This window comes from Rahnella sp. 2050 (assembly GCF_040544515.1).
GTDB lineage: Bacteria > Pseudomonadota > Gammaproteobacteria > Enterobacterales > Enterobacteriaceae > Rahnella > Rahnella aceris.
In genome coordinates this window covers 28,996-52,470 of the sequence record NZ_JBEPKE010000010.1, presented here as the reverse complement: position 1 = coordinate 52,470, position 23,475 = coordinate 28,996, and the positions used below count along the sequence as shown (strand labels likewise).

The 23,475-nt window shown below is 51.1% G+C and carries 24 protein-coding genes; 13 read left to right on the top strand and 11 right to left on the bottom strand.

Annotation, left to right across the window (positions count from 1 at the left end):
• Window positions 1–138: 138 nt before the first annotated feature.
• From rfaQ to coaD, 5 genes are all read left to right on the top strand, one after another.
• Window positions 139–1,221 (top strand): putative lipopolysaccharide heptosyltransferase III, encoded by a 1,083-nt coding sequence (gene rfaQ / locus ABIC79_RS23395; RefSeq protein WP_013577619.1) that lies wholly within the window; start codon window positions 139–141, stop codon window positions 1,219–1,221.
• Window positions 1,214–2,359 carry a glycosyltransferase family 4 protein gene (locus ABIC79_RS23390; protein WP_354568649.1) on the top strand — a complete coding sequence of 382 codons (1,146 nt, stop codon included), beginning with the start codon at window positions 1,214–1,216 and terminating at the stop codon, window positions 2,357–2,359. Before rfaQ ends, ABIC79_RS23390 begins: the two co-directional genes overlap by 8 nt.
• Window positions 2,360–2,479: 120 nt before the next feature.
• Window positions 2,480–3,754, top strand: a complete 1,275-nt coding sequence (waaA, locus tag ABIC79_RS23385) for a lipid IV(A) 3-deoxy-D-manno-octulosonic acid transferase (protein ID WP_013577621.1) — start codon at window positions 2,480–2,482, stop codon at window positions 3,752–3,754.
• Window positions 3,754–4,521, top strand: a complete 768-nt coding sequence (locus ABIC79_RS23380; RefSeq protein ID WP_037035350.1) for a glycosyltransferase family 2 protein — start codon at window positions 3,754–3,756, stop codon at window positions 4,519–4,521. Before waaA ends, ABIC79_RS23380 begins: the two co-directional genes overlap by 1 nt.
• 6 nt (window positions 4,522–4,527) lie before the next feature.
• Window positions 4,528–5,010, top strand: a complete 483-nt coding sequence (gene coaD, locus ABIC79_RS23375) for a pantetheine-phosphate adenylyltransferase (protein WP_013577623.1) — start codon at window positions 4,528–4,530, stop codon at window positions 5,008–5,010.
• Window positions 5,011–5,018: 8 nt separating this feature from the next.
• On the opposite strand, the gene mutM is transcribed toward coaD, so the two are convergent.
• The 4 genes from mutM to radC all read right to left on the bottom strand — a co-directional run bounded on the left by mutM (window position 5,019) and on the right by radC (window position 7,331).
• Window positions 5,019–5,828, bottom strand: coding sequence for a bifunctional DNA-formamidopyrimidine glycosylase/DNA-(apurinic or apyrimidinic site) lyase (mutM, locus tag ABIC79_RS23370; protein WP_354568646.1), 810 nt, complete (start codon window positions 5,826–5,828; stop codon window positions 5,019–5,021).
• Window positions 5,829–5,968: 140 nt separating this feature from the next.
• Entirely contained in the window at window positions 5,969–6,136 is a 168-nt protein-coding gene (gene rpmG, locus ABIC79_RS23365; RefSeq protein ID WP_004392084.1) for a 50S ribosomal protein L33, read from the bottom strand.
• Between the two features lie 11 nt (window positions 6,137–6,147).
• Window positions 6,148–6,384 carry a 50S ribosomal protein L28 gene (rpmB, locus tag ABIC79_RS23360; protein ID WP_004931195.1) on the bottom strand — a complete coding sequence of 79 codons (237 nt, stop codon included), beginning with the start codon at window positions 6,382–6,384 and terminating at the stop codon, window positions 6,148–6,150.
• A gap of 266 nt (window positions 6,385–6,650) precedes the next feature.
• Window positions 6,651–7,331 (bottom strand): RadC family protein, encoded by a 681-nt coding sequence (radC, locus tag ABIC79_RS23355; protein ID WP_013577625.1) that lies wholly within the window; start codon window positions 7,329–7,331, stop codon window positions 6,651–6,653.
• A gap of 184 nt (window positions 7,332–7,515) precedes the next feature.
• Here radC and coaBC point away from each other — a divergent pair, with 184 nt between their 5' ends.
• The 3 genes from coaBC (at window position 7,516) to slmA (ending at window position 9,937) form a co-directional block, all read left to right on the top strand.
• A complete protein-coding gene (coaBC, locus tag ABIC79_RS23350) occupies window positions 7,516–8,733 on the top strand; it encodes a bifunctional phosphopantothenoylcysteine decarboxylase/phosphopantothenate--cysteine ligase CoaBC (protein ID WP_166861441.1) in 1,218 nt (405 codons plus the stop codon).
• Window positions 8,711–9,169 carry a dUTP diphosphatase gene (gene dut, locus ABIC79_RS23345; protein WP_013577627.1) on the top strand — a complete coding sequence of 153 codons (459 nt, stop codon included), beginning with the start codon at window positions 8,711–8,713 and terminating at the stop codon, window positions 9,167–9,169. The genes coaBC and dut overlap by 23 nt, the downstream gene beginning before the upstream one ends.
• 171 nt (window positions 9,170–9,340) lie before the next feature.
• Window positions 9,341–9,937, top strand: coding sequence for a nucleoid occlusion factor SlmA (slmA, locus tag ABIC79_RS23340; protein WP_013577628.1), 597 nt, complete (start codon window positions 9,341–9,343; stop codon window positions 9,935–9,937).
• Between the two features lie 54 nt (window positions 9,938–9,991).
• Here the strand turns inward: slmA and ABIC79_RS23335 are convergent, their stop codons facing one another.
• From ABIC79_RS23335 to rph, 4 genes are all read right to left on the bottom strand, one after another.
• The gene (locus ABIC79_RS23335; RefSeq protein WP_354568637.1) at window positions 9,992–10,528 is read right to left on the bottom strand and encodes a GDYXXLXY domain-containing protein; all 537 of its coding nucleotides are present in this window, start codon (window positions 10,526–10,528) and stop codon (window positions 9,992–9,994) included.
• Window positions 10,515–12,722, bottom strand: coding sequence for a DUF4401 domain-containing protein (locus ABIC79_RS23330; protein ID WP_354568635.1), 2,208 nt, complete (start codon window positions 12,720–12,722; stop codon window positions 10,515–10,517). Before ABIC79_RS23330 ends, ABIC79_RS23335 begins: the two co-directional genes overlap by 14 nt.
• A 31-nt stretch (window positions 12,723–12,753) precedes the next feature.
• Entirely contained in the window at window positions 12,754–13,395 is a 642-nt protein-coding gene (pyrE, locus tag ABIC79_RS23325) for an orotate phosphoribosyltransferase (RefSeq protein WP_037035354.1), read from the bottom strand.
• A gap of 83 nt (window positions 13,396–13,478) precedes the next feature.
• Complete coding sequence (gene rph / locus ABIC79_RS23320) at window positions 13,479–14,195, bottom strand: ribonuclease PH (protein ID WP_013577632.1); 717 nt, start codon at window positions 14,193–14,195, stop codon at window positions 13,479–13,481.
• A gap of 248 nt (window positions 14,196–14,443) precedes the next feature.
• Here rph and ABIC79_RS23315 point away from each other — a divergent pair, with 248 nt between their 5' ends.
• Entirely contained in the window at window positions 14,444–15,307 is an 864-nt protein-coding gene (locus ABIC79_RS23315; RefSeq protein WP_013577633.1) for a YicC/YloC family endoribonuclease, read from the top strand.
• Window positions 15,308–15,388: 81 nt separating this feature from the next.
• Here ABIC79_RS23315 and fabF read toward each other — a convergent pair whose 3' ends face one another.
• The gene (gene fabF, locus ABIC79_RS23310; protein ID WP_013577634.1) at window positions 15,389–16,663 is read right to left on the bottom strand and encodes a beta-ketoacyl-ACP synthase II; all 1,275 of its coding nucleotides are present in this window, start codon (window positions 16,661–16,663) and stop codon (window positions 15,389–15,391) included.
• Between the two features lie 145 nt (window positions 16,664–16,808).
• Window positions 16,809–17,429 (bottom strand): TetR/AcrR family transcriptional regulator, encoded by a 621-nt coding sequence (locus tag ABIC79_RS23305; protein ID WP_013577635.1) that lies wholly within the window; start codon window positions 17,427–17,429, stop codon window positions 16,809–16,811.
• 343 nt (window positions 17,430–17,772) lie between these two features.
• On the opposite strand from ABIC79_RS23305, the gene ABIC79_RS23300 reads away from it, so the two are divergent.
• Window positions 17,773–18,390 (top strand): trimeric intracellular cation channel family protein, encoded by a 618-nt coding sequence (locus ABIC79_RS23300; RefSeq protein ID WP_013577636.1) that lies wholly within the window; start codon window positions 17,773–17,775, stop codon window positions 18,388–18,390.
• Between the two features lie 20 nt (window positions 18,391–18,410).
• Here the strand turns inward: ABIC79_RS23300 and ligB are convergent, their stop codons facing one another.
• A complete protein-coding gene (gene ligB / locus ABIC79_RS23295; protein WP_112197354.1) occupies window positions 18,411–20,114 on the bottom strand; it encodes an NAD-dependent DNA ligase LigB in 1,704 nt (567 codons plus the stop codon).
• Window positions 20,115–20,392: 278 nt separating this feature from the next.
• Between ligB and gmk the strand changes: the two genes are divergently transcribed.
• Genes gmk through spoT form a run of 3 tightly spaced genes read left to right on the top strand, consistent with a single transcriptional unit; the run spans window position 20,393 to window position 23,474 of the window.
• Entirely contained in the window at window positions 20,393–21,016 is a 624-nt protein-coding gene (gmk, locus tag ABIC79_RS23290; protein ID WP_013577638.1) for a guanylate kinase, read from the top strand.
• A gap of 54 nt (window positions 21,017–21,070) precedes the next feature.
• Window positions 21,071–21,346 (top strand): DNA-directed RNA polymerase subunit omega, encoded by a 276-nt coding sequence (gene rpoZ, locus ABIC79_RS23285; RefSeq protein ID WP_013577639.1) that lies wholly within the window; start codon window positions 21,071–21,073, stop codon window positions 21,344–21,346.
• A gap of 19 nt (window positions 21,347–21,365) precedes the next feature.
• Window positions 21,366–23,474 (top strand): bifunctional GTP diphosphokinase/guanosine-3',5'-bis pyrophosphate 3'-pyrophosphohydrolase, encoded by a 2,109-nt coding sequence (gene spoT, locus ABIC79_RS23280; RefSeq protein WP_013577640.1) that lies wholly within the window; start codon window positions 21,366–21,368, stop codon window positions 23,472–23,474.
• The last annotated feature ends 1 nt before the right edge of the window (window position 23,475 follow it).

The following is a 23,475-nucleotide window of genomic DNA, read 5'->3' as shown; positions in this document are numbered from 1 at the left end:
CCTTTATTCGTTTAAGTGGAATCTAACTATTTCATAAATGAAGTTATTTATCTTTCTATATCAGGAAGATAAATAACTTCACAGCATACGATTCTTCACCTAAAATCAACTCACTATATTCTACTATCAGATAATAGAATGCCTAATTCAGAAGCCAAATACGCAGCGTTCAGACCCCAAAGAATTCTTCTGGTGAAACTCCGTCATCATGGAGATATGGTGCTGACCACGCCGGTGATAAACAGGCTACGCGAGCATTACCCCGATGCTGAAATTGATGTGCTTCTGTATAAAGAAACTCGCCCTATTCTCAGTGAACATCCAGCGCTATCTCATATCCATGTCATTGACAGAACATGGAAAAAACAAGGTGTCCGCTATCAGTTACAACAGGAATATCAGTTACTCAAAGCTGTCCGCGACCGACATTATGATCTGGTGATTAATCTTGCCGATCAATGGCGCAGTGCTTTGATTTCCCGATTTAGTGGCGCGAAAGTTCGTTTAGGATTCGACTATAAAAAACGACGTTCTGCTTTCTGGCGGGCAGGTCATACGCAGTTAGTGACGACCGAAAATCACAGCATTTTGCATACTGTCGAACAGAATATGTCGATTTTGTCACCGCTTGGTATTTCCACCGATAACGCTCTGACATCAATGCATTATTCAGAAAGTGACAAGTCATTTTGTCAGCAATTACTTCTGAAAAATCAGGTGTCCGGCGAATATATTGTGATTCAGCCAACCTCCCGCTGGACGTTCAAATGCTGGGATGATGACAAATTCGCCAATGTGATTGATGGACTTGCTGAAACCGGCCTGACGATCGTGATGACCTCCGGCCCGGATAAGAAAGAGCTGGATATGGTGAGCAAAATCCAGGATCTCACGCACAATCCGCAGGTGATCTCTGTCGCCGGTCAGTTATCACTGACCCAACTGGCTGCAATGATTGACGGTGCAAAACTCTTTATTGGGGTGGATTCTGCGCCGATGCATATGGCCGCAGCGCTTAATACGCCTTGCGTCGCCTTATTCGGCCCGACGAAAATGCAGCACTGGCGTCCATGGGGCAAAAATAATACCACTCTCTGGGCGGGGGACTACGCGCCGCTACCCGCACCCGATTCGATCGATACGAAAACTCAACAACGTTATCTGCATGCAATCCCTGTCAGTGATGTGATTGATGCAGCCAGGAGTTATCTGCATGACTAATGCCGCCAGTGGGAAAAACATCCGTTTAGCGATTGTCAGACAAAAATATCGCCCGGATGGCGGCGCGGAACGTTTTATTTCCCGCGCCCTGGAGGCACTGGATGACCAAAATATTGATCTGAATATTATTACCCGCCAGTGGGAAGGCAAGCCAAATCCGCAATGGAAAATTCACCTGTGTAATCCGGCAAAGTATGGCCGTGTTTCACGTGAGAAGGGTTTTGCCGCTGCTGCGCAACAATGTTGGAAACAGGAACATTTCGACATAGTGCAAAGCCACGAACGTATTCCGGGTTGCGACATTTTCCGGGCCGGCGATGGTGCACATCGTGTCTGGCTGGAACAACGGGCGCGTGTCATTTCCCCTCTTCAGCGTTTTCTTACAAAAATCAGCCCCTACCACCGCTATGTCCTGCAAGCCGAAGAAGAGATGTTCCACTCCCCGGCATTGAAAAAAATCATCTGCAATTCTGAGATGGTAAAACGGGATATCATCCGCTGTTACGGAGTTGATGAGAGCCGTTTTGAAGTGATCTATAACGCCATTGATTCCCAAAAATTCGTACCGGCGACAGATGCACAGCGCCTTGCTGCGCGTGAAATGCTTTCAATTCCTGCGCAGGCCGTGGCACTGATTTACGTAGGTTCAGGTTTTGAACGCAAAGGGCTGAAGCCTGCCATTGAAGCGATCGCTTGTGGCGATCGCTACCTCATTGTCGTCGGACAAGATAAAGACCAGAAAAAATATGCGTCGCTGGCTCAGCAATCAGGGTGCGCCGACCGGGTCCGCTTTGTCGGGGTACAAAACAATGTACTCCCTTATTACCATGCGGCTGATGGCATGATTCTGCCGACATTATACGACCCGTTCCCGAACGTGATTCTTGAAGCCATGGCCTGCGGATTGCCCGTTATCACCAGCGAAACCTGTGGTGGCGCAGAGTTTATTCTGCAGGGGCGCGAAGGCTTCGTTTGCGATGCCCTGGATGTGATAAGACTTAGCGAATACGTCAATAAAATTCCTTCCCGTCAGGAAAATGACCAGATGGGAAATGCGGCAAGAGACCGGATTTTACCTTACAGCCCTAAAAACCTTTCAAAACAGTTGGTTACACTTTATCACTCGTTACTGGTCTGAGGACGCAGGCGCTGACATGATGAGTCGATCACACTTATCTGATAACATGTGCCCATCTATCCGCCGGGACTATTTTCGCTCTATGAAATTGACTTTCCCTTATGCAACGCCTGATAAAAGATGAATATTTTTTATAATATAATCATATATTTAATTCAGCCATTGATTTGGATCCGTTTACTTTTGCGCAGCCGCAAGTCGCCCGCCTATCGTAAACGCTGGGCTGAACGTTATGGCTTCTGCAAAGGAAAGGTTGTCTCCGGCGGCATTATGCTGCATTCCGTTTCCGTTGGAGAAACGCTGGCAGCGATCCCTTTAGTCCGCGCATTACGCCACCGTTATCCTTCTCTGCCAATTACCGTCACCACCATGACACCGACAGGCTCAGAGCGTGTTCAGTCCGCTTTTGGCAAGGGTGTGCACCACGTCTATCTGCCTTATGATCTGGCCGGATCCGTAAATCGTTTCCTGGATGAGGTTAACCCCAAGCTGGTAATCATTATGGAAACCGAGCTTTGGCCGAACCTTATCAGTGCATTGCATCGTCGCAAAATTCCACTGGTTATCGCCAATGCCCGTCTTTCTGCCCGCTCAGCGAAGGGATACCAGAAGCTAGGCAAATTCATCCGTACCATTTTGCAACGCATTACACTGATCGCCGCACAGAATCAGGAAGATGGTGAACGCTTCTTATCTTTAGGACTCAAACGCAACCAGCTTGCGGTGACCGGTAGCCTGAAGTTCGATATCTCGGTCACCCCCGAGCTCGCGGCAAAAGCCATTGCACTGCGCAGCCAGTGGGCATCACGCCGTCAGGTGTGGATCGCTACCAGTACGCATGAAGGCGAAGAAACTTTACTGCTGGAGGCGCACAAAGAGCTGCTGAAAGCGCATCCGAACTTGCTGCTTATTCTGGTGCCGCGCCATCCTGAACGTTTCCCGGTAGCTTGTGAGCTGACGCGCAAAGCTGGCCTCTCTTTCATTCAGCGCAGCTCAGGGGAAGTTCCTTCTTCGGCCACTCAGGTCGTGATCGGCGATACGATGGGCGAATTAATGTTGCTGTATGGCATTGCTGACCTGGCGTTTGTCGGTGGCAGTCTGGTCGATCGCGGAGGCCATAATCCCCTGGAAGCGGCAGCCCACGCAATTCCGGTGCTGATGGGACCCCATACCTTCAATTTCAAAGACATCTGCGCCAAGCTGGCTCAGGACGACGGTCTGATCACGGTCACTGATACTGCATCGCTGGTGAAAGAAATTTCTACACTGTTGACCGATGAAGACTACCGTTTGTATTACGGTCGCCATGCCGTTGAAGTTCTGCATCAAAATCAGGGGGCGTTACAGCGCCTGCTGCATTTACTGGAGCCTTATCTGCCCATCCGGAGTCATTAATGGCTGATAAAAAACGTTTATCCGTCGTGCTGATTGCCCGTAATGAGGCGGATTTATTGCCGGAATGCCTTAAGTCAGTAGACTGGGCAGATGAAATAATTCTGCTCGATTCCGGCAGCAACGATGCGACGCAGGATGTTGCCCGCCACTTCGGCGCTAAAGTATTCCAGAACACAGAGTGGCCGGGTTTTGGCAAACAGCGCCAGCTGGCGCAAAGTCATGCCACCGGTGACTACATTTTGATGATCGATGCCGACGAGCGTGTCACCCCTGAATTACGCCAGTCGATTGAAACCGTGCTGAATTGCCCGCAGGAAAATACCGTTTATAGCCTCGGACGCAGTAATCTGTTCCTCGGAAAATTCATGCGCCACAGCGGCTGGTATCCTGATCGGGTCAACCGCCTGTACCCTGCTACATTCTGCTACAACGACGATCTGGTGCATGAATCACTGAACACAGGCAATGCGACTGTCGTTGCTTTGCAAGGTGACCTGCTGCATCTCACCTGTCGCGACCTTTTCGCCTTCCAGCGTAAACAACTCAGCTATGCGCAGGCATGGGCAGAGCAACGCCATCAGCAAGGCCGCCGTTGCAGTTTTTCCTCAATTCTTTCGCATACGCTGGGCGCATTCGTCAAAACCTGGATCCTGCGGGCCGGTTTTATGGATGGAAAGCAGGGGTTGATCCTGGCAGGCGTCAATGCACAATATACGTTCAATAAATATGCCGCCCTGTGGGCACTCAGCCACCAACTGCAAAAGTGAGCCGTCATGAGCACTAAGGCAATTTATCCCGGTACGTTCGACCCGATGACCAACGGGCATCTCGATATCGTCACCCGTGCGGCGCTGATGTTCGACCAGGTCATTCTTGCGATTGCGGCCAGCCCGAGCAAAAAACCGATGTTTTCGCTGGATGAACGCGTGGCACTGGCGACCCAGGTCACATCCCATCTGGATAATGTTGAAGTCATTGGTTTCAGCGATTTGATGGCGAATTTCGCCAAAAATCAGGGCGCAAACGTGCTGGTACGGGGATTACGTGCGGTGTCTGATTTTGAATATGAGATGCAACTGGCGAACATGAACCGACATTTGCTGCCAACGCTGGAAAGCGTGTTCATGATGCCCTCAAAAGAATGGTCGTTTATTTCTTCTTCGCTGGTCAAAGAAGTCGCCCGCCACGGTGGGGATATCACGCCTTTCCTGCCGCAAATCATTACTCAGGCACTGATGGAAAAAATCAGCGCCTGAATCATGCGTTAGCGCTGACAGCGCGGGCAGAAAAACGTGGTGCGCTGAGCGTGTTTCTTACTCTCAATGGGCGTACCACATGCGCGGCAAGGCTCGCCCGTTCTGCCGTATACCTGCAGTTCTTGTGCAAAATATCCTGGCTTCCCATCTGACTGTAGAAAGTCTTTCAGCGTCGTCCCGCCCTGTTCAATAGAGCACAGCAATACCGCTTTGATGGTTCTCACCAGTAATTCCGTCTCATCACGTTTGAGCGAATGTGCAGGTCTGTCAGGTGAAATACCGGCAACAAAAAGGGATTCGCTGGCATAGATATTCCCGACGCCGACCACCAGTTTGTTATCCATCAGCCAGGGTTTGATTGGCGATTTCTTCGTACGGGATTTCTCAAACAGATAATCTGCGTTGAAATCCTCGCTCAGCGGTTCCGGCCCCAGATGGGCTAAGACATTACTGGCCGCCAGATCAGAAGACCATAACCAGGCACCAAAACGTCGCGGATCGGTATAACGCAGCACATGGCCGGTATCCATCACCAGATCAACGTGGTCATGCTTACCTGCTTCAGTTTCTTCCGGCAATACCCGCAAACTGCCGGACATGCCCAGATGAATGATAATCCATCCGGTTTGCAGCTCAACCAGCAGATATTTCGCCCGACGCTGCACACTCAGAACCGGCTGATCGCTTAACGCTAAGATCTCCGCCGAGACAGGCCAGCGCAGGCGCGGATTACGCACAATGGCATGCAGTATCGTGTGACCTTTCAGATAGGGTTCAATCCCTCTGCGGCTGGTTTCAACCTCAGGTAATTCCGGCATAATTTCCCCTTGAGCAAAATCGTGTTCAAAGTGTGTCGCAGACACCGACATCAGGCAAATAAAAGTCGCACTAAATGGAAATCACGAAATTCAGGCAATAAAAAACCCGGCCGGAGCCGGGTTTTAGCAATCCACTAAAATTATTTAATTTTAGCTTCTTTATAGATCACGTGTTGACGGACAACTGGATCGAATTTCTTCAGTTCCAATTTTTCCGGCTTAGTACGCTTGTTCTTCGTGGTGGTATAGAAGTGACCAGTACCAGCAGAAGAAACCAGCTTGATCTTCTCGCGAACACCTTTAGCCATGATGCAGTTCCTTAATACTTCTCACCGCGGGCACGCAGATCGGCCAAGACCGTCTCAATACCCTTCTTATCAATAACACGCATACCTTTAGCAGATACACGCAGAGTTACAAAGCGCTTCTCAGCCTCAACCCAAAAACGGTGGGAGTGCAGGTTCGGCAGAAAACGGCGTTTGGTCGCGTTCATTGCGTGGGAACGGTTGTTACCGCTCACCGGGCGCTTGCCAGTAACTTGGCAGACTCGGGACATGTCTATTCTCCAAAAATCAAATCAGCTCGAGCTTCGTATAGGGTATGGCCGCCTCGTCAGGCTTTTAGAGCCCATCTCAGCAAACTCCACTGAGAACCGACTCACTGTCGTCGGGTAAAAAACCAATTCATCAGGTCAGAAACCTGCTGAGATAGGCTCTTAACGCCAAACCCAAGATTCTCAAAGGTGGCGTAGTATACGCTCTGTAGCGTAAGTGCTCAAGTCCCGAACAGCTAAAGATCCCTAAGGATCTTCAAAAAACGAAGTTAAATCCAGCCGCGTTCGGCAAAAGATACCGTTTCTCCGTGGCCTACAACCAAATGGTCGAGGACACGAATTTCCAGCAACTGGCACGCTCGAATAATCTGTTCAGTTACTTTTCTGTCCATCAGACTGGGCTCAGCCCGACCGGATGGGTGATTATGCGCCAGAATTAGGGCTGCCGCATTAACCTTCATCGCACCACGAACAATTTCGCGGGGATACACTTCTACGTGCCCAATAGTACCAGCAAACATCTCCTCATGGCGAATAACGCGATGCTGGTTGTCGAGAAAAAGTACCAGGAACACCTCTCTTTCCCGAAAAACGAGTAAATTCTGCAAATATTCACGGATAACTTTGGGGCTGAGCATCGCATTTTCGGCACTCAGGTGGCGCAGATAAGCGCGGCGGGATAATTCGGACACCGCCACAAGTTGCGAAAACTTGGCAACCCCCATTCCTTTCGTGCGCGCCATGGCGTCAAAATCCGCCATCAGTAACTGATGCAATGAACCGAACTCTTCCAGCAGATTCTTTGCCAGGTCCATCACATGCAATCCCCGGCATCCTGTACGCAGGTAAATCGCCAGCAATTCCTGATCCGTCAGCTCTTTTGCCCCTTGCTGCAATAATTTTTCGCGCGGTGGCATCACTCCCGGCCACTGGTTTTGCTGTTTCGTCATCCTGACTCCTTTTTTGCGGCGATTGTGTCACAGCATTCTCCCTGTCATAACGTCCGGTATGTCAGCTTGCGAGATGTTACGCAGAATTTTTATTCCTCAACTTTCGACGCATCGCCAATAGCTGTCATCATTCCCCGTTATGCTAAAATGTCGCTTCTTTCAGCTTTCAACCAATCGGACAATGATGATGACGGGACTTTCCGGCAAACATATTGTGCTCGGTATCAGCGGTGGTATCGCTGCCTATAAAGCACCAGAACTGGTACGTCGCTTACGTGAAAGAGGCGCTGAAGTTCGCGTCGTCATGACAGAAGCGGCGAAATCTTTCGTGACTCCGCTGAGCCTGCAGGCTGTTTCTGGCTATCCGGTTTCTGACGACCTGCTTGATCCGGCGGCCGAAGCGGCAATGGGACATATCGAGTTAGGGAAATGGGCAGATTTAGTCATTATCGCGCCTGCCACAGCGGATTTGCTGGCTCGCATGAATGCTGGCATGGCAAATGATCTGTTGACGACGGTGTGTCTGGCGACAGCGGCACCGGTCGCGGTACTTCCTGCGATGAACCAGCAAATGTATCGTGCGGCCATCACGCAAGAAAACCTGCAAAGCCTGGCAGCACGGGGCACATTGTTGTGGGGGCCGGACAGCGGCAGTCAGGCCTGCGGCGATGTTGGCCCGGGACGTATGCTGGACCCGCTGGTGATTGTGGATATGGCCAATGCGCATTTCTCTTCGCGCAAGGATCTGGCGCATCTGAATATTATGGTGACCGCAGGCCCCACCCGTGAGCCGCTGGATCCTGTCCGCTTCATCAGTAATCACAGTTCCGGCAAAATGGGTTTTGCCATTGCCAAAGCCGCCGCTGAACGTGGTGCCAAAGTAACGCTGATCGCCGGGCCGGTGACGCAACCGACGCCTGCCCGTGTTCATCGTATTGATGTGGAAAGTGCGCTGGAAATGGAGCAAGCCGTCCAGCTTTCGGCAACTTCTCAGCATATTTTTATTTCCTGCGCTGCCGTGGCGGATTATCGCGCAGAACGTATTGCTGATGAGAAGATCAAAAAGCAAGGCGATGAAATCACTGTAAAAATGATTAAAAACCCTGACATCGTCGCTGGCGTCGCGGCCATGACAGAAAACCGGCCTTACGTCGTGGGGTTTGCCGCTGAAACCCAGAATGTGGAAGAATACGCGCGGCAAAAAAGGATCCGTAAGAATCTGGATCTGATCTGCGCCAACGATGTTTCACTTGCCGGGCAAGGTTTCAACAGCGATTCCAATGCCTTGCATCTTTTTTGGCAGGACGGGGATAAAATCTTACCACTCAGCGATAAGTCCCTGCTTGGCCAACGTTTATTAGAAGAGATTGTCAGCCGTTATGATGAAAAAAATCGACATTAAAATTCTCGACCCGCGCATCGGTTCGACTTTCCCTTTACCGGCTTACGCGACACCGGGGTCTGCGGGTCTGGATTTACGCGCCTGTCTGGATGCTTCTGTAGAACTGAAACCGGGCGAAACCACACTGCTGCCAACAGGTCTGGCTATCCATATTGGTGATGCTAATCTGGCGGCGGTGATTTTGCCACGTTCCGGTCTGGGTCATAAACACGGCGTTGTACTGGGCAATCTGGTTGGCCTTATCGATTCAGATTATCAGGGCCAACTTATGGTGTCCGTCTGGAACCGTGGTCAGACAACATTTGTTATCGAACCGGGCGAGCGCATTGCTCAGATGGTGTTTGTGCCTGTCGTTCAGGCAGAATTCAATCTGGTGGAAGATTTTGACGCCAGTGAACGCGGCGAAGGGGGCTTTGGCCACTCAGGTCGCCAATAAGAACCTGTTCAGCACCGCTGATTTTGACGCGATATTGAACAGATCCTTATCACTATCAGACCGTAACAACGCGAAGGGAACGAAATAAGCCGCAGGATCACAGCGATTCATGCGGCAGTTGTGCGGTTTCTCCATGATTTTAGCCGTTTTTTAGCAAGGGTCTATTCAGACATGGCAGAGAAAGAAACGACAAAAAGGAACAGGCGCGAAGAGATTTTGCAGGCATTAGCGCAAATGCTTCAGTCCAGCGACGGCAGCCAGCGGATCACGACTGCAAAGCTCGCCGCCAGCGTGGGGGTTTCAGAAGCAGCTCTTTATCGTCATTTTCCCAGTAAAACGCGGATGTTTGACAGCTTAATTGAGTTTATCGAAGACAGTCTGATCACCCGTATCAATCTCATCCTGCAGGATGAAAAGGATACGCTAAACAGAATACGTCTGATTTTGCTGCTGATTTTAGGGTTTGCCGAGCGTAATCCGGGATTGACCCGTATTATGACCGGCCATGCCCTGATGTTTGAACAGGACCGTTTGCAGGGCCGCATCAACCAACTTTTCGAGCGGATTGAAGCGCAACTGCGTCAGGTACTGCGGGAAAAGAAAATGCGTGAAGGCAGCGGATTCATCAGCGATGAAACTCTACTCGCCAGCCAGTTACTGGCATTTTGCGAAGGGATGCTGTCACGTTTTGTACGCTCTGAATTCAAGTACAAACCGACTCAGGACTTCGATACCCGCTGGCCACTTATCTCTGCTCAGCTGCAATAAACGCGCAGGGACAAACGTCAAATCTAAAAAGGGCCGAAAGGCCCTTTTTTCATATTATGGCTGAATCATTTTCCCATTTTCATCCAGCATCGCGGTCAGTAACGCTGTGCCGTCATCACCTACCCGAAATGCACCATAACGTGCACGGGCGAAACGTTCACCTTGTCCTTCCTGGAAAAAATACGCATTAGTTCCCACCATCAGCGTTCCGGCATTCATATGATAGTTAACCCGTAATTCATTGGGCTTCAGCAGGTCACCACTATCAAACCGCGCCTGAGTGACCTGCCGGTGCTCATTAACTGCCACAATAATTTTGCCACTAACAGGAAAACAAGGCGTCTGTGGAAGAGAATTACAACCCTGACGTTGCTGGTATAACTCCTCTTGCAAAGATCGCGTGATGGCATAATTGAGAGCCATGTAATCCCCCTGCATCAAAGAACGCGGATCAACCGGCGCAAGCTGCAATATCATTACCGCGCCCTGTTTAAGCACCTGCTCTTTTTGCCAGATACCCGCATTCACTGCGATCAGTGCCAGCAGTATCACTACTCCTGACAGCCATTTCCTCAGATTACGGGTTTGCATAAGCTTCCTCCTTACGCACGGGGATCAGTTTTTTGGCTGCAAAGGCCAGCGCCAGCAACACCACGCCTGTGACAAACATCAGAAGGGATTTCTGTAATAAGCTGACGCCGAGGAAGTAATACCAGTCGATAACATACAGCGCGAGGAAACAGCCGCTCGCGGCTAAAACCCCCTGATTTCCCTGATAACGCGCCATCAGTAATAGCCACAGCCCCAGGCCAATTCCCGGCGCATAAAAGGCTGCGACGCCACACACAACCGCCGCCACCAGATACAGCATTGCTGATGGCGTCTTTTTCACAACAGTCTGATACAAACACACCAGTACTAAACCTGCGGCAATGCCTGCGCCAGTTCCTCCCGAAAGAGGAAAATACCCCGCTGGCCGCCAGAAAACATCGAAGAGAAGCGAGGTGTTAATGGCGGAAAAACACTGCAATATCAGGCCGGAAGGAATACCCCAGAGGAGGGGGAAAACAGCCTCAGCCCATGATGTGGCTTTTAAGTTAATTTGTTCTCTGATAATCCACAGCCAGAAAATCACAATGACAGTAACCAGCGCTGAAACCGCCCAAAAACGGGTGACCGGCGGTAAATACATCCCTGTCAGCAAATTGCCGGAAAGGATCAGCAAAAATGTCAGCGCCGTTATCGCCATAAAGCGGAAAGTACGATCGCGCATTGCCAGCGCCATCAACGCAAGCACCGGTAATGAACAGAGCGAGCCCACCAGGAAGGACATTTCCCAGTCAGGTTCAAAGAGAAGATAGAAACCAAAACAGAGGCCGCAGGTCGCGGCTATCGCCCATGCCAGCCCGATATGATGCTTACTCACGCCCTGCATGCGCAAAAGCCCACCCGCGACAATTGCAAGGAGCAGAGAAGGGATAATCACCGTGGCTGCATTGGGGTCATTGAGCAGGTCGACAACATACAGCACCAGAATCAGCAGAAATAAAATAATCATCGCGGCGACCCAGCCACCGATACCCAGTGTCAGTCGCAGGTACCAGGGAAGATGAGAGGAGTGATCGTATTGCTGAATCTCTTCAATTTGCACCTGACTAAGCAAATCATTTCGGCGTAGTTGTTCCGTCAGCACTGCCATTTCCGTGGAAGAAACCTCGACCGGCTGGCTCTCATAGAGTTTACGCCGCCAGTAGAGCATCAGGGCGCCACATCCCGCCAGCCATAAAGCCATCAGGGAGCCCAGCATAAACAGGCCGCCAATATCGTAAGAACTGTCGAACATCTGCACGATCAGCACACATCCCACTGCCGCTGCGCTGGCGGTTCCCAGAGTCAGCATGCAGAGATCAGGATAGCGATAACGATAAAAGAAGTAACTCACCACTAAGACTGCCAGCCATAAGGCGGTGACAAAGGGGTGAGGGGTATCGTATCCCCAACCGGATATATTTTCGGCAACAATGCAAGTCAGCACTAACAGCAGGAAACCAGCCATCACCCGGGAAAACCAGCGGCTGGCAAGCCAGGAGTGGGGATTGTGCTTAATGACCCGCATGGCCAGAACTTCGCGAATGATCATGCACAACGTCTGCGCAATCAGATAGCTGTAGAGCGCAGTTGTGGGGAAATAGTCGAGACCGTCGAATACGGCGCTGTCCATCAGGGACATAGACACCGTGGCGTAATAGAGCTGAAACGTCAGATTGGCAAGTAACCAGGAGCAGAACCACAGACTGTTCTGTCGGGCGATTAAGGCTAAAGGCAGGAAAACAAACAGCCAGGCCCTGAACAGCTCCCAACTGTCGGCACCCGTCTGATAAATCTGGCCATAAAGGGCAAACAGAGCACCAAAGCCGAGACCCGCAGCCAGCAAGGCACTGCGTGCAATCCCGTCATACCAGCGCCACCAGACGACGACGGCAAGCGCAACGATCAGTAACTCGGCCAGCGCAAATTTTGCCATCTTTGGCATATCTGCCCAGTTCCAGGCTACAAAGAATACGGCACCGGCCACCAGTGATAACAGACCCAGCAGGGAGAGTAAGGGAACCAGAAATTTCTGCCATTCGGGATAACCCGGCCGGACGCCACAAAAGTCATAAATACGCTGACATGCGGCCGGCGTCAGGCTACCGCTTTTGACCAGACGCTCCGTCTGGCGACAGAAAAACTCTGCCGCCCGCGAAGGCATCCATTCTTTGCTGCCGGCTTCAGTTTGTGTCATGACATCCCTGCCTTTGAGGTTTTACCCGATATTAAACACCATACTCCTGCCGGTAAGCCCGCACAGCAGCCAGATGGTCAGCCATTTCCGCCTTTTCTTCCAGATACTCAATCAGGTCGGCCAGCGTAATAATTGAAATCACTTTGCAATGATAGTCGCGCTCAACCTCCTGAATAGCGGAGATATCTGCGCGTCCACGTTCCTGACGGTCCAGAGAAATCAATACGCCAGCCAGAGTGGCTTTGTTCGCGTTGATGATTTCCATCGATTCACGGATGGCAGTACCGGCGGTGATCACATCATCGACCAGCATGACACGCCCCTGCAAAGGGCTGCCGACCAGCAAGCCGCCTTCACCATGGTCTTTGGCTTCTTTGCGGTTAAAGCAGTATGGCACATCGCGCTCATGATGCTCAGCCAGTGCAACCGCGGTGGTCGTCGCGATTGGAATACCTTTGTAAGCCGGGCCAAACACTAAATCGAAATCAATTTTGGAATCCACCAATGCTTCGGCATAAAAACGTCCCAGTAACGCCAGATCACGGCCAGTATTAAATAGACCAGCATTGAAGAAGTAAGGGCTGATGCGCCCGGACTTCAGGGTAAATTCACCGAATTTCAAAACCTGTTTGTTCAGTGCGAACTCAATAAACTGGCGCTGATAGGCTTTCATTGATGGTCTCCTCTATAACGTCTTATTTCTTATTGTCAGCCCGCAGGCCATAAAAAAGGCGACTTCTCAGTCGCCTTAAAAAATTATTCCGCCAGCGCCGCTTTCTGCGCCTGGAAGATAGTGTCGATGCCCCCTCTGGCGAGAGCAAGTAAACCGAGTAACTCTTCGTGGCTGAATGGCTCACCTTCTGCGGTGCCCTGCACCTCAATCATGCGGCCATCTTCCATCATCACCACGTTCATGTCGGTTTCTGCCGCTGAGTCTTCGACATACTCGAGATCACACAGCGCTTCGCCTTTCACGATGCCTACGGAAACCGCTGCAACCATGCCTTTCATCGGATTAGCTTTCAGTTTACCTGCAGCTACCAGCGCATTCAGTGCATCCGCCAGAGCAACGCAAGCACCAGAAATGGACGCAGTGCGCGTGCCGCCGTCCGCCTGCAACACATCACAGTCGAGCGTAATGGTGAATTCACCCAGCTTTTTCAGATCCACCGCAGCACGCAGGGAACGGGCAATCAGACGCTGAATTTCCAGAGTACGACCGCCTTGCTTGCCTTTTGCGGCTTCACGCGCATTACGCGTATGGGTAGAACGCGGCAACATGCCGTACTCCGCGGTGATCCAACCTTGTCCCTGACCTTTCAGAAAACGCGGAACACCTTCCTCCACCGTCGCGGTACATAGCACTTTAGTATCACCAAACTCCACCAGCACGGAACCTTCAGCGTGTTTAGTGTAATGGCGGGTCAGTGTTACGGGGCGCACTTGTTGTGCATTTCGGCCTGCTGGACGCATGGATACTTCTCCGGGTCACGAATCATGTTTGGCTGCGCATTATACCCAAAAACATTCAGGTTGCATCAAGGCGGCAAGTGAATGAACTCCGCGAGCTTACTCACGTAAGCGACCGGAATGAGTAAACGACGCCAACGCAGAGGCAGCCTGAAGGGTGACGGGGATACGGACTTCAGGAGGTTATACCTATCATGACTGGCATGGCACGGCTATAATCGCTGCATCTTTACATTAACAGGTACGCATACATGATCAGAAGTATGACCGCTTATGCCCGACGCGAAATTAAGGGTGACTGGGGCAGCGCAGCGTGGGAACTCCGCTCGGTAAACCAACGTTATCTCGAAACCTACATCCGTCTGCCCGAGCAATTCCGCAGCCTGGAGCCGGTTGTCCGTGAGCGCATTCGCGCCCGGCTTACCCGCGGTAAAGTCGAATGTAATCTGCGTTTTGATCTCGATCCGGGCGCACAAAGCACGTTGCAGCTCAATGAAAAACTGGCGAAACAGCTGGTTGAAGCCGCGCAATGGGTGAAAATGCAAAGTGATGAAGGCGAAATTAATCCGCTGGAAGTCCTGCGCTGGCCGGGCGTGATGCTGGCTGAAGAACAGGATCTGGATGCCATCAGCACCGAGTTGCTGCTGGCGCTGGAAACAGCACTGGACGATTTCATCAGCGCACGCGAAAGCGAAGGTGCCGCACTGAAAACGATGATCGAACAGCGTCTCGACGGTGTGAGTGCAGAAGTGGTAAAAGTCCGCGCCCAGATGCCAAATATTCTGCAATGGCAGCGCGAGCGCCTGGTCAGCAAACTGGAAGATGCGCAGGTTCAGCTGGAAAATACCCGTCTGGAGCAGGAACTGGTTCTAATGGCGCAGCGTGTCGATGTAGCTGAAGAGCTGGACCGACTTGAAGCGCACGTCAAAGAAACACATAAAATCATGAAGAAAGAAGAAGCCGTGGGCCGTCGTCTTGATTTTATGATGCAGGAATTTAACCGCGAATCGAACACACTGGCATCTAAATCTATCAATGCTGATGTCACGACGTCAGCCATCGAGCTGAAAGTGTTGATCGAACAAATGCGCGAGCAAATTCAGAACATCGAGTAAATCCTCTCCCCCCCGCATAATAAAAAACGCCTCCGGTCATAAAATCCGAGGCGTTTTTTTATGCGTCAGCGAAGAAAGAAATTAGTCTTCCCAGCGTTTCAACAATACACAGGCATTAACGCCACCGAAGCCGAAACCGTTTGATAAGGCATAGGTGATGTCATGTTTCTGCGCAGTATTACCGACGATGTTCAGACCGGCAGCCGCTTCGTCTTTGTTTTCCAGATTCAGCGTCGGAGGAACGATTTGGTCACGTACGGCAAGAATGGTGAAGATCGTCTCCAGCCCACCAGCCGCGCCCAACAAGTGTCCGGTCGCAGATTTGGTAGACGTAACAGCCAGTTTGCCGTCAGTGCCAAACAGGGTTTTAATCGCATTGATTTCACCCAGATCACCCACCGGCGTAGACGTGGCATGAGCATTCAGATGTTGCACGTCTGATGGCTGAATACCCGCCTGACGCAGGGCGATTTTCATCGCGCGGCCCGCACCGTTGCCATCTTCCGCACCGGACGTCATGTGGTAGGCGTCACCGCTGGTGCCGTAACCGACAATCTCAGCCAGAATTTTGGCGCCACGTGCCTTCGCATGTTCCAGCTCTTCGATCACCAGCATGCCTGCGCCTTCGCCCATGATGAAACCATCACGCGCGCTGTCAAACGGACGGGAGGCTTTTTCCGGATGATCTTCATGACCGGTAGACATGGCCTTCGCTGCAGCAAAACCGCCCAGGCTCACGGTATCAATCGCCGCTTCTGCGCCGCCACAAAGCGCAACATCGGCTTCGTCATTGCGAATCAAACGCACTGCATCACCAATCGCCTGAACACCTGCCGCGCAAGCCGTTACCGGTGCGCCAATCGGGCCTTTGAACTGATGTTTAATCGAAACCTGGCCAGACGCCAGATTCACCAGGAATGAAGGTATAGTGAAAGGCGACAAACGCTTAGCGCCACGGCTGTCATTGGTGCGCACGGCATGGGCAATAGCCGGGAAGCCGCCGATACCAGAACCGATGATTGTTGCGGTACGTTCCTGCTGTTCCTGCGTTTCTGCTTTCCAGCCGGCATCAGCAATAGCCATATCCGCAGCAGCCATCGCAAACAGAATGAAACGGTCCATTTTTTTCTGGTCTTTCGGTACCACGAACATATCCGGATCGAATCCTGACTCAGGGTCCTGTTCTTTAGTTTGTACCTGACCACCAATTTTCACAGTCAACGTTTCAACAATCTCTTCCGGCAAAACTCGGATACCAGACTGACCGGCCAGCAGACGCTTCCAGATAGTTTCGATATCACAGCCCAGAGGACTCACAGCCCCCATGCCGGTAATAACCACTCGACGATGAGTCATAAAACATTCCTCTCTGTCTGTATAAGACGTAAGTTTCTGCAGGCGATTACATGAACCGGCCAGAAACGGGTTTCTGGATAATAAAGCCTGACAGTATGTGACGAATTACGTTTTTGTAAACCCGTAACCCAAAATTTTATTGTGCCTACTTTGCGAGGCTACGCAACACCAGGCTGGTGATTGCCTGAACGCGTTCTTCCAGTTGTTCAGGTGTTTTTTGTTCCAGCAATAACGGATGCGAGAAGGGGGTTGTCACCGTGGTGATCGCCATACAAACCTCATCCAGCGGCGTTTTACGCTCAAATTCACCGGATTCCCGGCCGTCGGCAACCACTTTCTCAACAATGCTGTATATCATAGCACGATGATTTAATGTGGATTTCCATCGCTGAGCTGAGGCTATCGCGGCCAGATCATGTAATTTCCTGTCCAGGAAAAAGAGATCCAGACTACGTGTCAGCAGCGTTTTAAAAATAGATCTCAGGCGCAGAGTCGCACTTTGGTCACTTTGCGCAATCACCATGAGCGCTTCATCTATCTGCCCCACCCGCTGCGAGCAAATGGCTTCGCCAATAGCTTGTTTAGACTCAAAAAACTTATAAATATAAGCACTTGAAACGCCAATCGACTTGGCAAGATCCGCCACCGACGTTTTGGCATAGCCATAAAGACGAAAGTGCTCGAATGCCGCATCTATAATTTGTTCACGCCGTTCGTGCTCGGCAGGTCCACGCTGTGTTAACGCAACCGGAATATCGGGCTTCATACACTCCTCCGGGCAGATTAAACAATTAAGCCGTGCGTCAATGAGTGACGATTTTAATTAATCGTAACCTATAAGCGAAGAAAATTCACCTCTGATAAAAAACGGCGTCATGGATAAATGGAAAAGCACCGTCAAAACAAACGAGTAATCACCAATTTTCTAATCTAAAATAATGCAACATTTTCTCTTACCCTTTAGTAATGGCTGACACGAGAGAAATCAGCATTAGATAAAGTAATGTTAAAAGCCATGTAAAAGAAAAACTCAGTCGCCAGCTAATGGGAAACTCATTACTCTACGCGGCTACCGTTTCCTCACTGACTGATTTGTCTGGCGCACATCCATGTTACTCACCGTTCTTTATATTATTGGGATCACCGCAGAAGCCATGACCGGTGCTCTGGCTGCCGGACGTCGGAAAATGGACTCCTTTGGCGTCATTATTATTGCTGCAGCGACGGCCATTGGCGGCGGTTCTGTTCGCGACATGCTTTTAGGGCATTACCCATTGGGATGGGTTAAGCATCCGGAGTACATCGTGATTGTGGCTGTGGCCGCGCTAATGACCACCTGGCTGGCTCCTTTAATGCAACATCTGCGAAAGCTCTTTTTAGTGCTTGATGCCGTGGGGCTGGTGGTGTTTTCCATTATCGGGACACAAGTGGCCCTCGATATGGGACATGGCGCTATCATTGCTTCGGTTTGTGCGGTCATTACCGGTGTTTTTGGCGGCGTGCTGCGGGACATGATGTGTAATCAGATCCCGCTGGTCTTTCAGAAAGAAATTTATGCCGGCGTGTCATTTGCCTCAGCCTGGGTTTACATCGGGCTACAATATTTCTCACTGCCCCACAATCTGGTGGTTATTATCACGTTACTGATCGGCTTTACCGCGCGTCTTATTGCGCTGCGTTTTCGCCTTGGATTGCCTGTGTTTAATTACCCGCATTCGGACCACTAATGCGTCCTTCCTGTAGCCCGTTAGCGGAATGCAGGCAATTGCGCCTGCCTCAGAGCTTCGGTCAAAATCTCGACGTCCGGATGATGAATAAAATCAAAAACCTGAGCGGCCCGCTTTCTCCCGATCCCCTCAGTCATTTCCCAGTCGCGAGACGTCAGCTGTTTCAACCTGTTCCAGCTTTGCTGGCGTTCTGCAAATCCCAAGGCAAAAGAAGGAAATCCTATTGCTGACAGCCAGCGCCGGAAGCTCCTTTCGCGTGCAAGATGAATTTGCGCCATCAGTTTTTGCGCCTGTTTAACACCGATACCCGGAACCGCAGCCAGCTCTTTCTCGTTAAAGCTTAACCAACTGATCAGAGAATCCGCCGGGGAAGCATCCAGTAACTTTTGCCATGTGGCCCCGCCGAACCCCGCCATATCTAACGCTTCCGGCCCGCTAAGCCAGATCAGACGTGAGAGAAACTGCTGCATACAGCCCGGTTCAGGCGTAAAGCAGGAAAGTGCGTTATAGCGCGTTGGTTCAGGCAAAGGCATTTCCGTACGCTTACTTACCCGCCATGTCACTTCATCAAGGCGCGGGATCCCCTGTCCGGCCAGCGCGACAGCGACCTGATCGCCAGGAAGAACATCCCATTGTCTGAACCGGCTAACCGATCCCACACTCACCTTACTGACTAACTTATCGTCCAGCCTCAGGGGCTTCAGGTTGAGGATAACGGTCACTTTCCCGCTTCGTCCTGTGGTGGTGGTGATACCCGTGACATCGGTGAGCTCTCTGGCGGGCGGATATTTCCAGGCAACCGCCCAGACTGCGGGTTTATTTTGCCAGTATTTCCCGGCAGGCTCTTCTTGCTGACGAACAACCACACCATCCGTCGCAAAAGGCAGAGGCTGGTGAAACCAGTCTTCACGCCACTTTTCCACATCTTCGACAGCGCTCACCGCATGCGTGAACTGAGCCACAACCGGAAAACCGAACTGGCTCAGCTTCTCCAGGTGGTCAGCCATAAGCGTGGGTCCATCCGGCCATGACCAGATAAAAATACCCGTCTGCTTCAGCAGGTCAGAAGCAGAAGCAGAAGCACGCATCATTGCACCCGCAACTTTTGATCTTGCATTCATCCCGCCATCAGCACTTTGTTGATGACCGGTCATCAACAGATAAAGCTCGCCCTGTAATATCAACTCAGGGCTCATGTCCGGGATATGCAGCGGGATCGCCGGAATTGACGCGGCTTTTACCGTCCAGTTTTGTCCTTTCTCACCATCGCCACGACTTACCAGTGCGGCCAGCTGCCCATAACGGTAAATCAGCGACACCGCCACGCCATCGATTTTGGGCTGCACCCACAGATTCTTTCGCCCTTGCATCCAGTTTGCGACAGCATGTTTATCTTTCATTTTATGCAGGCCGGTATGAGCCACCGGATGCGTAAATTCAGCATCATCACTCGCTGGCACTGTTAGTTCAGGCACCGGCTGGCTGGCACACTGTAGCCAGAGACGTTGTTTCTGACGCAAATGATCATAGACCGAATCTTCTATCGGGCTGCTGCCAGACTGATGGTAGGCTGCATCCCACTGGGTCAGCTGAGCGGTGAGATGGTGGGTTTCCTGTGTCAGGCGTTCTGATGGCCAGACAGGGCAGTCTGGCGACGGCATATTCTTACCGTAAGCAGAGAAAGCAAAAGGGAACAGGCAGATGAGAAAAATAAACTGGCGCATTGGCACCTCCTTGTGAAGGCAAGTAAACGCCGGTGTAATTTTTCCTGCCAGTGGCATAACCCCTTCTTGCGAGATACCTTCCTGGTTATTTCATCTGTTGCTGCAACGAAGGAAAAATTTGGAATGCGGCACGTAAATCTGTCAGGAAAGGCTATTTTCTCTGGCAAAGTTGCGATGAAATACGTCTGGGCGCTGCACCGAATGCAGCGAGCGTGTATACTGTGCGAGAGATCACTCTTCGCATACTTCCTATCAACCCATTCAGTTGAAACGTCATCATGGTTCAAGGCACGCTATATATTGTCTCCGCCCCTAGTGGAGCAGGCAAATCAAGTCTGATTCAGGCTTTACTTAAAACACAACCGCTCTACGACACACAGGTTTCTATTTCTCATACGACCCGAGCTATACGTCCGGGCGAGAAAGATGGCGAGCATTACTTCTTTGTCGACAAAGAAGCGTTTCGCGAGATGATTGAACGTGATGCCTTTTTAGAACACGCAGAAGTTTTTGGTAACTATTACGGGACTTCGCGTGAAACCATTGAGCAGGTTTTAGCGTCGGGTGTGGATGTTTTTCTGGATATCGACTGGCAAGGCGCGCAGCAAATTCGGAAAAAAATGCCGCAGGCACGCAGTATTTTTGTCTTACCGCCATCGAAAGATGAGCTAGACCGTCGCCTGCGTGGCCGCGGGCAAGACAGCGAAGCCGTTATCGCAAAACGTATGGCACAAGCCGTAGCTGAAATGACACACTTTGCCGAATACGACTATTTAATTGTGAATGATGATTTTGATCTGGCTTTATCGGATTTAAAAACCATTATTCGCGCTGAACGTCTGCGTCTGAGCCGTCAGCGGCTCCGTCATGACGGATTAATCACCAAACTATTGGCAGACTGAAGTCACTTTCAGTATTATGCCCAGTCTTTCGTCACCCTGTGGAGTAGCACATATATGGCACGCGTAACTGTTCAAGACGCTGTTGAAAAAATTGGTAACCGTTTTGACCTGGTGTTGGTGGCTGCTCGTCGCGCACGCCAGCTGCAATCTGGTGGTAAAGATCCACTGGTCGCTGAAGAAAACGATAAAGTCACTGTAATTGCCCTGCGCGAAATCGAAGAAGGCCTGATCACCAATCAGATCCTCGACGTTCGTGACCGTCAGGAGCAACAGGAGCAGGAAGCCGCAGAGATTCAGGCAGTGACTGCCATCGCTGAAGGCCGTCGTTAATTAACGAAACGGATCTCACTTGTATATCTTTGAAAGCCTGAATCAACTGATTCAAAAATACCTGCCGGAGGAGCAAATTAAGCGCCTCGTGCAGGCTTACCTCGTGGCGCGGGACGCGCACGAGGGGCAAACACGTTCCAGCGGTGAGCCGTATATTACTCACCCGGTGGCCGTGGCATGTATTTTGGCTGAAATGAGGCTCGATCATGAGACTCTGATGGCGGCGTTATTACACGACGTTATCGAAGACACGCCTGCAACTTACCAGGACATGGAACAACTGTTTGGCAAAAGCGTTGCTGAGCTGGTTGAAGGCGTTTCAAAGTTAGACAAGCTGAAATTCCGTGATAAGAAAGAAGCGCAGGCGGAAAACTTCCGCAAAATGGTCATGGCGATGGTGCAAGATATCCGCGTCATTTTGATCAAACTCGCTGACCGTACTCATAACATGCGCACGCTGGGCTCTTTACGCCCGGACAAACGTCGCCGCATTGCCCGTGAAACGCTGGAAATTTACAGCCCGCTGGCACACCGTTTGGGTATTCATCACCTGAAAACCGAGCTCGAAGAGCTGGGCTTCGAAGCCCTTTATCCAAACCGTTATCGCGTCATCAAAGAAGTGGTGAAAGCTGCGCGTGGTAACCGTAAAGAGATGATCCAGAAAATCCTCTCTGAGATTGAAGGCCGTTTAACCGAAGCCGGCATTCAGTGCCGTGTCAGTGGTCGCGAAAAACACCTGTATTCTATCTATTGCAAAATGCACCTGAAGGAACAGCGTTTCCATTCTATTATGGATATCTACGCCTTCCGGGTGATCGTTAAAGAACTCGATACCTGTTATCGCGTGTTAGGACAGGCACATAGCCTGTACAAACCGCGTCCGGGTCGGGTTAAAGATTACATCGCCATCCCAAAAGCCAACGGCTATCAATCTTTGCATACATCACTAATCGGTCCGCATGGTGTGCCGGTTGAAGTACAGATCCGTACGGAAGATATGGATCAGATGGCGGAGATGGGGGTTGCGGCTCACTGGGCTTATAAAGAGAACAGTGAAACCAGTACCACCGCACAGATCCGTGCTCAGCGTTGGTTACAGAGTCTGCTTGAGCTGCAACAAAGTGCAGGCAACTCCTTTGAATTTATTGAGAGCGTGAAATCGGATCTGTTCCCGGACGAGATTTACGTCTTTACGCCGGAAGGTCGTATCGTCGAATTGCCTGCGGGCGCGACACCGGTCGACTTTGCTTATGCTGTGCATACCGATATCGGCCATGCCTGCGTTGGCGCGCGCGTTGACCGCCAGCCGTATCCGCTCTCGCAGCCGCTGACCAGCGGACAAACTATCGAAATCATTACCGCACCGGGCGCCCGCCCGAATGCAGCCTGGCTGAACTTTGTCGTCAGCTCACGTGCACGCGCCAAAATTCGCCAGATGCTGAAGAACCTGAAACGTGATGATTCGGTTTCACTTGGCCGTCGCCTGCTGAATCATGCGCTGGGTGCCGGTAAAAAACTGTCAGACATTCCGCCGGAAAACATCAAAAACGAGCTGGATCGTATGAAGCTCGCCGCGATGGATGACCTGCTGGCGGAAATCGGTCTCGGCAATGCCATGAGCGTTGTGGTTGCCAAAAACCTGATGGGTGACCAGTCTTCAATGGCATCGTCAGGTACCCGTAATCTGCCGATTAAAGGCGCAGATGGCGTGCTGATCACCTTCGCGAAATGTTGCCGTCCGATTCCGGGTGACCCGATTATTGCCCACGTCAGTCCGGGCAAAGGGCTGGTGATCCATCATGAATCCTGCCGTAATATTCGCGGTTATCAGAAAGAACCTGAGAAATTCATGGCCGTTGACTGGGATAACCACCAGGAAACTGATCAGGAATTTATCGCTGAAATCAAAGTTGATATGTTCAACCATCAGGGCGCACTGGCGAACCTGACCGCTGCAATTAATGCCGCGCAGTCGAACATTCAGAATCTGAGCACCGAAGAAAAAGACGGTCGCGTCTACAGCGCTTTTATCCGCCTGACGACCCGCGATCGCGTTCATCTGGCGAATATCATGCGTAAAATCCGTATCATGCCGGACGTCATCAAAGTTACCCGCAACCGAAACTGAT

Excerpts from the sequence above, each read along its gene's own strand:
- rpoZ (WP_013577639.1), top strand. The coding sequence starts at position 21,071 with ATGGCACGCGTAACTGTTCAAGACGCTGTTGAAAAAATTGGTAACCGT.
- rpmB (WP_004931195.1), bottom strand. The coding sequence starts at position 6,384 with ATGTCCCGAGTCTGCCAAGTTACTGGCAAGCGCCCGGTGAGCGGTAAC.
- rph (WP_013577632.1), bottom strand. The coding sequence starts at position 14,195 with ATGCGTCCAGCAGGCCGAAATGCACAACAAGTGCGCCCCGTAACACTG.
- waaA (WP_013577621.1), top strand. The coding sequence starts at position 2,480 with ATGAATATTTTTTATAATATAATCATATATTTAATTCAGCCATTGATT.
- ABIC79_RS23335 (WP_354568637.1), bottom strand. The coding sequence starts at position 10,528 with ATGCAAACCCGTAATCTGAGGAAATGGCTGTCAGGAGTAGTGATACTG.
- ligB (WP_112197354.1), bottom strand. The coding sequence starts at position 20,114 with ATGCGCCAGTTTATTTTTCTCATCTGCCTGTTCCCTTTTGCTTTCTCT.
- coaBC (WP_166861441.1), top strand. The coding sequence starts at position 7,516 with ATGATGACGGGACTTTCCGGCAAACATATTGTGCTCGGTATCAGCGGT.
- slmA (WP_013577628.1), top strand. The coding sequence starts at position 9,341 with ATGGCAGAGAAAGAAACGACAAAAAGGAACAGGCGCGAAGAGATTTTG.
- ABIC79_RS23390 (WP_354568649.1), top strand. The coding sequence starts at position 1,214 with ATGACTAATGCCGCCAGTGGGAAAAACATCCGTTTAGCGATTGTCAGA.
- dut (WP_013577627.1), top strand. The coding sequence starts at position 8,711 with ATGATGAAAAAAATCGACATTAAAATTCTCGACCCGCGCATCGGTTCG.
- ABIC79_RS23300 (WP_013577636.1), top strand. The coding sequence starts at position 17,773 with ATGTTACTCACCGTTCTTTATATTATTGGGATCACCGCAGAAGCCATG.
- gmk (WP_013577638.1), top strand. The coding sequence starts at position 20,393 with ATGGTTCAAGGCACGCTATATATTGTCTCCGCCCCTAGTGGAGCAGGC.
- radC (WP_013577625.1), bottom strand. The coding sequence starts at position 7,331 with ATGACGAAACAGCAAAACCAGTGGCCGGGAGTGATGCCACCGCGCGAA.
- fabF (WP_013577634.1), bottom strand. The coding sequence starts at position 16,663 with ATGACTCATCGTCGAGTGGTTATTACCGGCATGGGGGCTGTGAGTCCT.
- ABIC79_RS23380 (WP_037035350.1), top strand. The coding sequence starts at position 3,754 with ATGGCTGATAAAAAACGTTTATCCGTCGTGCTGATTGCCCGTAATGAG.
- pyrE (WP_037035354.1), bottom strand. The coding sequence starts at position 13,395 with ATGAAAGCCTATCAGCGCCAGTTTATTGAGTTCGCACTGAACAAACAG.
- ABIC79_RS23315 (WP_013577633.1), top strand. The coding sequence starts at position 14,444 with ATGATCAGAAGTATGACCGCTTATGCCCGACGCGAAATTAAGGGTGAC.
- ABIC79_RS23330 (WP_354568635.1), bottom strand. The coding sequence starts at position 12,722 with ATGACACAAACTGAAGCCGGCAGCAAAGAATGGATGCCTTCGCGGGCG.
- rfaQ (WP_013577619.1), top strand. The coding sequence starts at position 139 with ATGCCTAATTCAGAAGCCAAATACGCAGCGTTCAGACCCCAAAGAATT.
- mutM (WP_354568646.1), bottom strand. The coding sequence starts at position 5,828 with ATGCCGGAATTACCTGAGGTTGAAACCAGCCGCAGAGGGATTGAACCC.
- coaD (WP_013577623.1), top strand. The coding sequence starts at position 4,528 with ATGAGCACTAAGGCAATTTATCCCGGTACGTTCGACCCGATGACCAAC.
- ABIC79_RS23305 (WP_013577635.1), bottom strand. The coding sequence starts at position 17,429 with ATGAAGCCCGATATTCCGGTTGCGTTAACACAGCGTGGACCTGCCGAG.
- rpmG (WP_004392084.1), bottom strand. The coding sequence starts at position 6,136 with ATGGCTAAAGGTGTTCGCGAGAAGATCAAGCTGGTTTCTTCTGCTGGT.